This window comes from Roseateles sp., from assembly GCF_965262435.1.
Classification (GTDB): Bacteria; Pseudomonadota; Gammaproteobacteria; order Burkholderiales; family Burkholderiaceae_C; genus Paucibacter_A.
Genome location: NZ_OZ253537.1, coordinates 4,280,194 through 4,293,273, shown reverse-complemented (window position 1 = coordinate 4,293,273; position 13,080 = coordinate 4,280,194). Strand labels below are relative to the sequence as shown.

The window sequence follows — 13,080 nt, the reverse complement described above, 5'->3', positions numbered from 1 at the left end:
CCCACAAGACCAGAGATCCCTCGATGCCTTTGACCCCTGACATGCGCCGCGATGTCGACGCAATCCGCAACTACTTGTTCGGCGGCGGCTACCCCGACCCGGTCAGCAACGCCGAGCAACTGGCCTTCCTGTTCTTCTTCTACCTGGTCGAAGGCATCGACGCCGAGAACCAGGCACGCGCCAAGGTGCTGAAGCAGCCTTACACAAGTATGTTCGACGGCTTCTGGACGCTGCAGAACCCACTCAACGCGCCCACCAAGGGCGAGACCACGATCCCGAAAGACCGTTTCCGCTGGTCGGTGTGGGCCACGGGACTGTCCGGTGAACCTCTGGTGCGCTTCCTGCGCGACGAAGTGTTCTCGTTCTTTACCGAAGTGGCAGGCGGCTCGGCTGTCAACTTCATGCATGGCTCGCGGCTTGTCATCGACGAGCCCACCGTGCTGACCCAGGTCGTGACCCTGGTCGACGGCCTGCGCCTGGACCGCTCCGACGCCGACACCAAGGGTGACCTCTTCGAACACGTGCTCCGGCAGATCCGCCAGGCCGGCGAGCTGGGCCAGTTCCGAACCCCGCGTCACGTCATCCGCACCATCGTCGAGATGGTCGACCCCAAAGTCGGCGAAACCGTCTACGACCCCGCGGCCGGCACCGCGGGCTTCCTCGTGGCCGCCTACAACCACATGCGCCTGGCTAACTCGTCGCCCGGCGCCATCCAGCAAGTGGAGATCGACGGCAAGACCCAGGTACGTGGCCTGGGTGACAAGCTGTCCAGCGCGCAGCTCTCGGCAATCCAGAACAAGACCTTCTTCGGTAACGACGTGGACCCGAAGATGATCCGCCTGGCCACGATGAACCTGACGCTGCGCGGCCTGCCCAACGTGCGCGTGCTGCTGCGCAACGTGCTGACCACCAGCTTCGACAACGAACGCAAGGCTGAGCTCGGCCTGCCGCAGGAGGGCTACCACGTCGTGCTGGCCAACCCGCCGTTTTCAGGGCGTGTGGACAAGGACCGCATCGTCGACGACGTGAAGATCGGCACCAGCACGGCCACCGAGCTGCTGTTCATGAAGTACATGATGGACAGCCTGCGCCCGGGTGGGCGCTGCGGAGTCATCGTGCCCGAGGGTCTTCTTTTCGGCTCCACTGGGGCGCACAAAGAACTGCGCCGCCAGCTCATTGAGAACAACCGCGTGCAGGCGGTGATGAGCCTGCCGGGTGGCGTCTTCCAACCCTACTCGGGCGTGAAGACGTCGGTGCTGTTCTTCCGCTGTGGTGGCAAGACAGAGAACGTCATGTTCCTGCACGCCGACAACGACGGCTACAAGATGGACGCCAACCACGACACGCCGGTCGAGGCCGACGACATGCCCGGCCTGGCGGCGGCCTACCGGGACCGCGAGGCCAAGCTCCAGGCCTGGAGTGAACGCGATCCCAAGGCCGAGTGGACTGCGCCCTGGTGGTTCGCCGACACCACAGCGCTGCGTGCCAACGACTTCAACCTTTCGGCCAGCCGCTATCGGCCCATGAGCCAAGTTCAGGCGGCGCACCAGGACCCGCGCGAGCTGCTGGCTGAGCTGGCTGCTATCGAGGCAGAGATAGCAGAAGAGGTCGAGGCTCTGCGGACGGCACTGAGTGAGGCGGTATGACGGGCTGGCCCACAAAGTACCTGACGGAGATCTGTAGACCGAGGCAGTGGAGAACCATCTCGCAGGCTGAATTCACGGAGACCGGATATCCAGTCTACGGAGCAAACGGCCGTATCGGTTACTACTCGCAGTACAACCACGAGCATGCAACTCTCTTGATCACGTGCCGAGGGGCTACGTGCGGAACCCTGAACCTCTCTGTGCCAAAGGCGTACGTCACCGGCAACGCGATGGCGCTTGACGACCTCTCCGAGTCTGTCGATCTGCAGTTCCTTTACTACGCGTTAAAGCACCGAGGCTTCCACGACGTCATATCTGGAAGCGCCCAGCCGCAGATCACCGGCGAAGGGCTCAGGAAAGTCCGTGTCCCCGTGCCGCCTCTCGACGAGCAGCGGCGAATCGTCGATCAGCTATCCAGAGCTGACGGCATCGTCCACCTGCGACACCAAGCGCAGCAGAAGGCCGCAGCACTGATCCCTGCGCTCTGCGCGGACATGTTCGGCGACCCGGCGACGAACCCGAAGGGCTTGCCGATTCGCACCGTCCGGGAACTGGTCGCGCGCTTCGAAGGCGGCAAGAACCTGCAGGCAGCAAGCGAGGGCAGCACGGACTACAGGATCTTGAAGGTAAGCGCCGTGACATCCGGGGGGTACATCGAGGCCGAAAGCAAGCCGACGCCGGACGACTACGAACCGCCATCGAACCACATCGTCCGCGAGGGCGACATGCTGTTTTCTCGGGCGAACACCGAGCAGCTCGTAGGTGCAACGGCGGTGGTCAGGTCCACGAACGGCAGAACCCTGTTGCCAGACAAGCTGTGGCGCTTCGTCTGGGCCGAGCCGGTTGAGCAGGCCTTCATGCATGCCTTGTTCCAGAGCGCGCATGTTCGGCAAGAGCTCGGTAAGCTGTCCTCGGGGACAAGTGCGTCCATGCGCAACATCTCCCAAGCCAAGCTCTTCGAGCTGCGTCTGCCTGTGCCCCCGCTGGCCCAACAAAGCGTCTTCGCGCGGCACGCTGAAGGGATGCTGTCGATCCAATCGCAGCAGGCCCTAGCGCTAGAGAAGGCAACGGCAACCTTTGATGCCCTGCTTGCGCGTGCCTTCTCGGCTGAACGTGCTGCTGATGCTGTTCACGAGGTCGAAGGGGCAATTGCATGATTCCGGACTACCAGACCCTCATGCGCCCCGTCCTGGCCTGTGCGGCGGCTGGCGAGACCAAGATCGGCGACGCCGTCGAGCAGCTCGCAGACCAGTTGGGCCTGACGCCGGATGAACGCGCGCAGTTGCTGCCCAGCGGCAAGCAGACCATGTTCGCCAACCGCGTGCATTGGGCCAAGACCTACTTGGTCAAGGCGGGCCTGGCCGAAGGCACCCGCCGGGGCTACTACCGCATCACCCCGCGCGGCCAGGCCGCGCTGGAAGATGCTCCGGCCACGATCAATAACGCCTACCTCGACCAGTTCAAAGAGTTCCAGGATTTCAAGGCCAAGGTCAACGAAGTTGATGGCGCGTCATCAGGATCGGCGGCATCGCCCCTGCAGGTACCCACACATGTTTTCAAGTTAGTGTTCGACAGCCACTCTCGGCAGGCTTGGGCTCACTGGCAGAGAAACATGGATGATGAGGTTGCATCGAAGCCAATCAGCTATTCTGAGTTGGTGCAGCGCACCGGTGGTCACAACCATGTGTTTGCCCACCAGCGCAAGGAACAACTTGAGAGTGGCTCCACTGAACGAGCTCTAGTTCGTCGCATCATGGCAGTTGGACTACGGTTCTGGCAACCCAAAGTCGAGCGCGCCCTGAGCGGGTCCTTCATCGAGCGGCGTTGAAGCCGGCACTAAGGCGCTCGCTCGCACCCCCAAAAGCCGAATCGTTTTGTCGAGTGGGATGCGTTTAAGGCAAGCCGAGGCGGCTTGGCGCATAGACCGTTTGTCGTCGATTGCTTTCGGCAATGTCAAGTCACGAGTAACGGTCTTGAAATCCTCAAACCTTAGCTTGATGCCGACAGTGTGCGCACGGTACCCCTTGCGAATCAGGTCGTCGCTGAGGCGCGAACAGAGATCTGTGAACACCTGTGAAAGAGCATCCCGGTCACGCTTAACGTGAAGGTTTTTTTCGAACGTCGTCTCGCGGCTGATCGACCTTGGCTCCGAATGCGTGACCAGCGGGCGATCGTCTACTCCGTGCGCAACCTGATGCAGCCACTCGGCGTAGTTCGGTCCGAAAGACTCCTGCAAGACTGCAATGTCTGCTGCGGCCAAGTCTCCGACGGTGTTGATAGCCATGGTGGCGAGCTTGAGTGTCGCCTTTGGACCAATCCCATTTACCTTGCTCACGGGCAGCGGCCAAACGCGCGTGGGGACGTCCTCAGCGCTTAGGACGGTAATGCCGTCTGGCTTTTGAAGGTCAGAACATAGCTTGGCCAATAGCTTGTTCGGCGCGATCCCGACAGAACAGGTCAAGCGGGTAGCACTAAACACGGCCGCCTTGATCTGCACGGCGATTGAGTGAGAGTCGCCGGTCAGTGAGGTAATGTCCGCGTAGATCTCATCAATGCCAATGTCTTGTACTTCGGCGCATATCGAACGCACCGCGTCCTTGAAAAGCGCGGAATGCCGACGATACAAGGCAAAATTCACTGGCAGCAAAACGGCGTTAGGTGCCAACTTAGCTGCCTTCATGGTCGGCATACCAGAGCGCACTCCTAGTGCGCGCGCTTCGTATGTGGCCGTGGTCAAAACACCTCTGCCAACGTAGTCGCGCAGCCGTGAGAACTCACGAATACCGCTAGCATTCAGCCGGGGTTGATGGCGGTCTCCGCCGCCGACAACCATGGGAACGCCCCGGAGTTCTGGGTAGATCGAGAGCTCGCAGGACGCAAAGAAAGCATCCATGTCGATGTGCGCAATTCGGCGGACCGGCGTCATAGCGAATTGGCTACAGCAAGCTTGTCGATAGGGGTTGTCCTGCCGCGCGCGGACCGTCGCCGGACTCGGGGTGCAGGATGGCGTTTAATCGCTTCGGAAGACCAACGCGGCGGCGATCAGCACTTTTTCGCTCGACTACGGACTGTGTAATCAACGCGTGGTTTCCAAGGATGACGACCTCACTTTGAGCACGCGTAACGGCTGTGTAGACAAGGCTCCGTTCAATCCGCATCGATGTCTTGTTCATCGGGAGACAAACAATCACGCGACCCCATTGTGAGCCCTGGGACTTATGAATGGTGAGTGCATAACCTAGTTCGACGCTAGCCAGCAGTGATTCGGTCAGCGAGCGAGTTATGCCATCATCCCACTCAACCTTGCCAAGCTCCAGATTTGGGTCCGATGAGTGTTTGACGGGATCGGCTACTGAGACGAGTCGTCCCATCGATCCATTCTGAATGCCAATGTCCCAGTGATTCTTCGTGCAGATGAGTAGGTCGCCTTCGTAGAATCCTAAGCCCTCCCACTGGTCGAACTCGAAATTCCAAAACTGAAGGGGGCGAGAACCGATGGACAGCGCTTTCTGCACGCGCTGGTTTATCGCCTGAGCTACAGACCGGGTGGCGCACAAGACAACTGTTTCATTAGGTCGCTCGAGGTAGAGTGACGCGGCACGCTTTGCCATCTCTGAGCTGCTGGATTCAGTGAATTGAATCGGGCTTTGAATTTCGTTCAGAGTGGGAAAATCTCCGCCCTTGATACGAGTCGCAAAGTCGGCAATCACCGTGCCGAAGCGTTTCGCTACTTTCAATTGAACGTGCGGAATTGCCGAAATCTCTGTAAGGCAATGAAGGATTAGCCCCGGTCCCACTGGAGGCAACTGGTGGGGGTCTCCAATCAGCACGATCTTGGAATCAGGGTTTAAATGTCCTACGGCTGTGCTGAAGCTAATGAGATCCACCATGGACGCCTCATCGATCACGAGCGCAACTGGGCACTGACGTGACAGCCCGGAATCATCCAGTTCTCTAGACTTCTTGATGAAGCTAGCCAACGTGGAAGCTGGACGTCCAGTCGACTCCATCATGCGTTTTGCGGCCTTGCCTGCCAGCGCTAATTGAATGACTTCATATCCCTGGGCCTCGAGTACGTCGCACACAACCCGCAGCGCAGTGGTCTTTCCGCAACCCGCGCCGCCGGTGATGACGCAGAAGTGGTTGTCCGCAACTAGGTGGACTGCTTCGAGCTGTTCGGCGTTTAACTTGAGACCTTCTCGAGCTTCGTATGCACACATGATGCCGCGCACGTTGCACGCTGGGCTGCGAAGATGCAAACGAGAACTGATGGCGTCAACTACCCGGTTTTCGAGGATCGAGGCGCCGAGGCTGTATGCGTTGCCATCAAGGTCAAATAACAATCGACCGGCTGATTCAGCCATGTCGATGGCAGAACTGAGCAGCTGCGAGGTCTGCTTTCCAGCCGCGACGAGGGTCCGGAGACCCATACTCAAGTCGGCGCGGGAAACGAAAGTGTCGCCCATGCTGAAACGGCGGTACACCACCTCTTCCACTGCTGCTGAAAGTCTGCGGGGATCATCGTGAGCGATTCCGAGATGCCCAGTCGCCAACTGATCGACCTCATTCCATCCGGCCGAGAAGCTCAGTAATCGATAGGGGTTGTCGGAGATCTTGTCAATCGCGTCCGCGCCAAAATAACTCAAAATTCGCCGGCCGATCGTCAACCCAACGCCGTGAGACTGAAGCCACTGCAGCGTGGTACTGAGACCCTCTTCCTGCCATCCCTGCACCAACAGCGTCGCCTTTGCAGGGCTGACAACGTCGACCAACGCTTGGTAGTCGCCATCGTCCAGAATGCTGAAAAGCCTATCTTGAAACTTTTCCCACAGGTCCTCGGCCGTCACGGGCCCTATGCCGGTGAAACGAGGGTTGCGAGCGAGGTAGTCCACAACGTGGCGTCCTGAAGGAAGTCGCAACGATGCGTTCCCTGGCGTGACGTCCATTTGCTCCTCAGTCATTTCGAAACCGGCAGCGTTGATAAAAGACCGAGATGCAATTACTCCAGTCAGCTTCCACCACTGGCCCGCCAGCACTTGTGTGCCAATGGCGCCCGCTTGCAGTCGTGCAGTCAACTCGCTATAGGCATCGGAGACTTCCCCATCCTCGTTGATCACCTTGCCGCGGAACACAACACCGTGTCGATTCTGAACGCGAACCGTTAGAACTTTTACAAGGACGGACTGGAGCCGGTCTTGGATCACCATGGAAGTCGTCCCGTCGATTGCAGAGCCTCTTCGACGCCCTTGAACTTTGCGAGTTTTCGGCGAAGTTCTTCGTTCTCGGCCTTCACCGCCTCGTTTTCTTCCTGGATTTGTTTGACACGCATATCGCTAAGGGCACTGCGGGCACTGATCGACTTGGTCTCAACGGTGGGGTCAACCGCCCGAGCTTTTAGAACACCTGCCTTTTCGAGGCGCCTCTTCAATGCCGGCCACAGAACATCTCGGATCTCTGCATTGGTGTAGAAGACATCTCGGTTCAAAGCGCATTCACGGGCCACCACGGAAATCTTTAGCGCGCCATTCTGAATGTACGGCTTGAAATCACGAACGGAACTTTCCCATCGCCGAAATGCCTCCGAATTGGCTTCGCCATCCTTTATTCCATTGCTTCCCTTCTGAGCGCTCACAGATTTCCCTTTGCGTTAAAGTTTCTCGCTTGACGCTCTATTCAGCAATTCTTGAAGATCGAGCCTTGTATGGAGAAAAGCATCTAAAGTATCCATTTGGTGAGATCGGACCTTTTCAAGTTCGTCCTTTAATGACAGAATCTTGGCGTTTTGCTTCTGCACTAGCTCCAACAAAGTTGCGCGCGATGAAGTCTTGTAGCTTGGCGACGAGTCGTTCCGCATTCGCTTCTGAATGTCTTTTGCAGCGGTCAGCGCGTTTGCAATTAACTTTTCACCATCCCATCTCTTTTGAGATAGGGTTCGCCAATCGAAATCTAGACCGTAGCATTTTTTGCATTGAGCTGTAACGTTGTCCCAAGTTGCAGGTATTTCTGCATCCGGAAAACGTTCAATTAGCTTGGCAATTTTCTTTGCCACTTCAAGAGTCAGAATTTCTGGGCGCCCGGCTTTTTCATTGGACATCGTTGTTGACCTCTCCAGCGAGGTCTGCTCCTTTCATTTGAGAATCCTCCTCTTCAGAGTCATCGTCTTCTTCGGTGAGGAGCGCGCGCTGGTCCAATAATCCTATACTTGTAGGCGCAAACTCGGGATAGAGTTTTATCAGGCTCTCTCGTCGAGTTCCTACCTCCGATCTTGTGCCATTGGCTTCCATGGCGCGTTCCATGCCGGGCGATGCATGCCTCGTAGGATTGTGATATTTGATGAGTGCGCCGCTTGCAACATTCGGACTGTCCAAGTGATGCACCATTTTTCTGGCTACAAAGGCCTCTTCAAGCTTATTGAAAAATGCGACTTCCTTAATGAGATGGCGGATCTCATGAAATCTTTCAGTCAAATCATCCGCCATGCCTGTTGCCGACAGTCCCTTGCTTGCCAAAGTAAACACATGCTCAGCAAGATCGCCGGGGTTGTCAGCAATGGAGCGGTTATGCGCGAAGACAAGTTTCTCAATCTGATCGACTATGCTTTGATAGAGGACATGAGAGCGCTTTCTAACCTCTTCATTCGTCGGAAGATGCCCCTTGACTACAAGATTGTTATCGCAGGGAAGGCATGACAAATAGGCCGTACATGGTTTCTCATGGTGCTGGTGGATACACGCGCCATACCAATTTGGGTAGATGACAAATAGCTGCTCTGATGTCCTGGCAACAGGTCTCGTTTCCACGGCTTGTGCTATTGACTCCATACTGGTCATCGTGATACGTGCCTCGTCGACAACGACGAGTTCGCTATTCAGTCCGTAGTTTTCCTCCGCCCTGTGAATCGCTTCGAGTCCCGCAGAAAGATCCGTGAGTTCAACGACGGTGGGCATAGCGGACTTATCGGCCTTCTGCTCTGGCGTGCGGAGGTCGTAGCTATCGAGCTGTCGAATGTCTAATCTTCGCGCCCATTTGTTAATTAGGGCGTCAGATAGTTTCTCTCTATGAAGAAGAGCTTGGGTGTTTAGCCATCGACGTGGATCGTGAGTTTCAATTTCGGCAAAACCGACTTTGCCGTCGATGGGCATCACTATATTAAGCTTTTGAAAGATGGTCGGTTCTAGTCTCGCGCGGCGATGCCGATCATAAAATTCGACATCCGATGTATGTGATTTCAATCTACGCGCAACCGTTGCATACTTCAACGAACTCGGCAAATAAGGTGTATCTTCAACATCAAGAAGGAACAACATCCTTGAAAGCGTGCCCTTGTAGTGGTTGTGTGTCGTAACTCTGCGGCAGTCCTCCATCGCCGAGTGCACGCGTTTTAGAAGATGCGGCTCTAAGTCATCCCAACGAAGCACCGGCAGCAGTTTCTTCTGTCCAGGTTCGCCAAGCCGTGGATTTGGAAGAAAGAGAAGCTTTGATTTGAGCTCTCTAAATACGGTTACGTTACTACTCCTAGGGCGCCGGTCGGTCTTTGGCGAATCCGCGAAGTTCATGATTCGCCAGAGATCATTCACTGAAATTTGTCCACCGCGTAAATACTCTAAATCTGGGGGCAGAAAGAGCTTCTGAGGATTCTTTTCGTACCAATTAACGAGTTTTCTTGAGCGCTTCCCGTTGTTAATTATTGTTTCTATAGAGAGATTAAAAAGACCAATCATGAAATTGAGAATCGGCTTAGCTCCCCATGCGGCGCCCTTACTTCCCTTCATCGTGACTATTAACGTCTGATGTGCGGAGTGCGTTTGATCGCTGGATTTCCCATCGGAACGCTTTACATAGTCGTCGAGGCTTACGCGATCATCTACCGAGAGGCAGAGGATTTCGTTGATTCTGGATGGGGCGGACATTTCCATTGCCATTAGGCTGATAGTCGAAATGTCTGTAACTGATAAAATGGGGTCCTGCCTGAAGGCAGAAGTAATCGATTCGGAAAGCGATTCGATTTTATTGTCCAGCGTTTTAGATGCTTTATCCTTTAACCAACTTCGGTGAGCTCTTTGAAGCGTGGCTAAGGCTGCTTGTACCTCGCGAGATGGTTTGTATTTGATCCTGGAAATGATCGATTTTGAAGACAAGGTTTCCAGGTGACGTCCTAGTCTTCTCAGAAGATGACGCGCGGTCTGAGCTGTTTCCGGTGCGGCCTTGGCTTTTATCAGGAGATTGGCTTCCAGAGACATCAGATCAGGAATCGATAGATCGAATATGGTTTCAGCCTGCACGTCACTGAGCAGTCGGAATGCTCTCAATTCAGGTCTGGGATCTTTCAACCGATCTGCGACGGCGATAGTCGCAGCGATGCATCTCAAAGCATCATTGAAACTGCTGTCCTTCACTTCAAAGTCTTGAAGCGGCGCTTGAAGGCTAATATCTCGGACCCGTGAGGCGTAAAGCGTTTCTATTGGCCATATATCATTTTCAAAGTCAATTTTTGGAAATCTCCGTCCAAATGCTCGCCGACAATTGGCCGACCATGCGGCGAGAGCATTTCTTTGACGAACGCCATCAAGGTCGATCAGCGCGTTCACGCAGTTGCTCCTGCCGCCATTTCGTGGCGCTTCCGATCGGACGCTGCCATGACAACTATGATATGACGGCGAATATCTGTCGCTCGGGAAAGCATGTGCCTGAATGGCAGGCCCATTTGCTTGCATCTAACTATCTCGGTGTCGACTAGATCTAAATTGATCGTGTGATCGGCGTCAAAGCATGGGATAAATCTAGGGCACGCATAGCACGAAAGCGGGGCGAACTGACACGCTATGCTTCTTCCGCACTCACCTGTTAGCTCGGAGCGATTCGTCGCCAGATCGTCGCTTCGAATCGCTCTTTGTGGATCCACGGGCTCAGTTTTAGAGCGGAATTTGTCGAACGTGGGGAAATGTTCTTCGAAGCCAGGTTGCAAAGTGTCGCTCAGCTGGTCAATTAAACCGTGGAAGGCGATATCTACATAAGCTTGGCATGTCTTGTCAGAGGCGTGCTTCAGCACAGCCTGAATCGTTTTCCCGGAACATCCGGCTTCTGCTAGCTGGGTCCCAATAGTGTGGCGCAGTGCGTTGAAATTGAATTTGACTGACGGAATTAGTCTGTAAAGTGAGCGAAAATACGCGGTGATGAACGCGTTATTGGTGCATTGCCCGAAGTTTCTTTGCGCATGCTCACTTACCCAGCCGTCGCGATCTTTGTTTAGTCGCACCGATGGAAACATTGCGAGTTTCCCGATGTCGGCCTGGTCCACCAAGTGGGAGAAATTATCGATAACGTTTAGCCGTTGCGCTTCGAGAAGCTCCCCAACGATCTTGTTCAGTTGGAAGGGAAATTTTCCAGGGTTGCTAACTTGTGTTTTGGCCGGTGACACAAGAAGAAAATAGTTGGTCGTTTCTGTCTCGGGATTTCTATCGATTCGCAGATCAGCGAGCCTTAGGCGTCGGTAACTTGTGGGTCGGCAAAAGATATGAAAGGCCAGATGCAGGCAACTGTATGTTCCTATTTCAATCACACCCTCTTCGTAAGCCTCGTCTGCCGCTCGTAACACCGTCACACATGCCGCTCTCGTAAGGGCACGAGTAAGTATCCGCGCCGTCAATTCCCCCATCGCTCCTTTGGCTGATTTCTTTGTGGGGAAATCTTGCTTTGTAAGGTCATCTGCGAAACATAACGACTCATGGTGATCGTTGAACCAGCCCTTTAATCGGTTCAATGCAGGTGCGGATACTTCTTCGAGAATAGTTCGAAGGCCTAGAAGGAGCGGCTGGTCAATCTGCGTTATTGGGGTGACCGCAATCTTGTTTTCGTGTATTTGACGAAAAAGCGATCGCAAATTTGTGAATTCTGTCTTGACGGTGATTAGTGCAACCCTTTTACGTCGATCTATAAGCAGATTCTTGAGTTCAATTAAAAATGATGTGCTGTAGTGGGGGCTGAGTGACCTTAGATCGAATTCCTCAGTGGTTGTGATGCGATCAGCGCCTTTCCCTTTGGTTTCGGACATCGTCCACTGCAGGGGGTAGAGTTCGTCCCATTCGCACGAGGAACTGCCAATCATCTGATGGACTATGCTCATTTAGAATTTCCTCGCCTTGACGCTTCAAGCAGGGATTGATTGAAATCCATTAGATCGATATTTGCCTTGTCGCTCAGGGCGCGGTCAGCATATCGTTGCGGCATTTTGCTCAATGCTGTCCAGCCAAACCGAATTCGCATTTCGTCCAAGGTTGCATCAGATGTCCCTTTCGACTCTACGAATAGACTGGCGGCGGAATGTCGAAGGACGTATCCGTAGAAGTCATACTGTGCCTTATCATGAAAATATGGGTCATCGCCTACACTCAAAAAATCAAGTTCTCTAAGCTGTTCCCCCAACTCATGAAACATAGTTGTCAAGCTGGATCGATGACCGATCGGGCCGCCGTTCTGAGATAAAAATAGAAATCCGCGACTGAGATTCCTCAGGCGCTTGGTAAGTATTGGTTCTCGTTCTTCCCTGATGTAATCTTGAATAGCGCTTACTGTGAAGGGGTAAAGCGTAATCATTGTTTCAGATGCGCTATTTACGCTGGTGCTCTGTCCAAGCTTTAGAACAGGGGTGCCAGTCGTCGTCCTGCCTTGGCGCTTTTTTCTGTGATCCTTTATGTTGAGATAGCCGCCGGACGGACGAAAGTCGTCGCGCGCGATGTTTGCTATCGCGCCAGGTCGAAGGCATTCGCACGCAAGCAGGACCATCGCTCTATCTCTGTAAAGGGTGGACGAAACCTTCCCAGATGCAGTCAGAAAAATGCGTTCTGGCTCTACCACGACGACGCGAATAATTTCTAAGAACTTTGCGCTCGGAAGTGATCGAATGTTGACATGGTGGTTTTGTTTTGTTCCGCGAATTTCGTCTGTGAGACGCTTCTGTGTTCGAGCGTAACTCTCGGCAAGCTCAGATCTAGTTGAACTCGAACGTATGTGTTCGTCCAAAAAAGCCTCGCGGAAGAATTGGAGATACGCCGCGATATAGAAGAGGCGTTTCTTCGCGGTGTTGTCTTCGACGGCTCCCCGGGCGTCCCTGGGCGCTTGACCAGCCTTTGCGCTGGTGATGAGTTTTACCTTCTTGTCCGTGAGCAGTTCGACTTCATCCAACGGCCTGTAGCAGAGGCCAGCGAGGTCGGCGCATTCACCGTAGGTAAGGCAGCGCCCGTCCAGTGCCCGGACGGCCAACTCGATTCCGTGCGCAGACATGTACTTTCCTAGCAACCGCAGGGGTTGGCTTACAAGTTCTCTGGTGTGCGGATTGTCAAATCGGAGAGTCAAGAACTTTGAAAACGGATAGTGAATCCGCCCGTCTTCATGCAGGAGTAGGAAATTGCTGCCGGCCGATTGTGTTTTCATTACA

At 54.6% G+C, this 13,080-nt stretch carries 10 protein-coding genes; 3 read left to right on the top strand and 7 right to left on the bottom strand.

Annotated elements, in window-relative coordinates; genetic code table 11:
- Positions 1-23 precede the first annotated feature (23 nt).
- Genes ACQY39_RS18505 through ACQY39_RS18495 form a run of 3 tightly spaced genes read left to right on the top strand, consistent with a single transcriptional unit; the run spans position 24 to position 3,474 of the window.
- Positions 24-1,646: an HsdM family class I SAM-dependent methyltransferase gene (locus ACQY39_RS18505; protein ID WP_428508722.1), complete on the top strand. Its 1,623-nt coding sequence runs from the start codon at positions 24-26 to the stop codon at positions 1,644-1,646.
- Entirely contained in the window at positions 1,643-2,803 is a 1,161-nt protein-coding gene (locus ACQY39_RS18500; protein ID WP_428508720.1) for a restriction endonuclease subunit S, read from the top strand. Before ACQY39_RS18505 ends, ACQY39_RS18500 begins: the two co-directional genes overlap by 4 nt.
- Entirely contained in the window at positions 2,800-3,474 is a 675-nt protein-coding gene (locus ACQY39_RS18495) for a winged helix-turn-helix domain-containing protein (RefSeq protein WP_428508718.1), read from the top strand. Before ACQY39_RS18500 ends, ACQY39_RS18495 begins: the two co-directional genes overlap by 4 nt.
- Here the strand turns inward: ACQY39_RS18495 and dinB are convergent.
- The 7 genes from dinB to ACQY39_RS18460 form a co-directional block, all read right to left on the bottom strand.
- Positions 3,412-4,572, bottom strand: coding sequence for a DNA polymerase IV (gene dinB / locus ACQY39_RS18490; RefSeq protein ID WP_428508716.1), 1,161 nt, complete (start codon positions 4,570-4,572; stop codon positions 3,412-3,414). The genes ACQY39_RS18495 and dinB overlap by 63 nt on opposite strands.
- Positions 4,573-4,582: 10 nt before the next feature.
- Complete coding sequence (locus tag ACQY39_RS18485; RefSeq protein ID WP_428508714.1) at positions 4,583-6,853, bottom strand: AAA family ATPase; 2,271 nt, start codon at positions 6,851-6,853, stop codon at positions 4,583-4,585.
- A complete protein-coding gene (locus tag ACQY39_RS18480; RefSeq protein ID WP_428508712.1) occupies positions 6,847-7,278 on the bottom strand; it encodes a hypothetical protein in 432 nt (143 codons plus the stop codon). The genes ACQY39_RS18485 and ACQY39_RS18480 overlap by 7 nt, the downstream gene beginning before the upstream one ends.
- Before the next feature lie 15 nt (positions 7,279-7,293).
- Entirely contained in the window at positions 7,294-7,740 is a 447-nt protein-coding gene (locus ACQY39_RS18475) for a hypothetical protein (RefSeq protein WP_428508710.1), read from the bottom strand.
- Positions 7,730-10,234, bottom strand: a complete 2,505-nt coding sequence (locus ACQY39_RS18470; RefSeq protein WP_428508708.1) for a hypothetical protein — start codon at positions 10,232-10,234, stop codon at positions 7,730-7,732. Before ACQY39_RS18470 ends, ACQY39_RS18475 begins: the two co-directional genes overlap by 11 nt.
- Positions 10,231-11,697 (bottom strand): tyrosine-type recombinase/integrase, encoded by a 1,467-nt coding sequence (locus ACQY39_RS18465; RefSeq protein ID WP_428508706.1) that lies wholly within the window; start codon positions 11,695-11,697, stop codon positions 10,231-10,233. Before ACQY39_RS18465 ends, ACQY39_RS18470 begins: the two co-directional genes overlap by 4 nt.
- A gap of 68 nt (positions 11,698-11,765) precedes the next feature.
- A complete protein-coding gene (locus ACQY39_RS18460; RefSeq protein WP_428508704.1) occupies positions 11,766-12,926 on the bottom strand; it encodes a hypothetical protein in 1,161 nt (386 codons plus the stop codon).
- Positions 12,927-13,080: the final 154 nt, after the last annotated feature.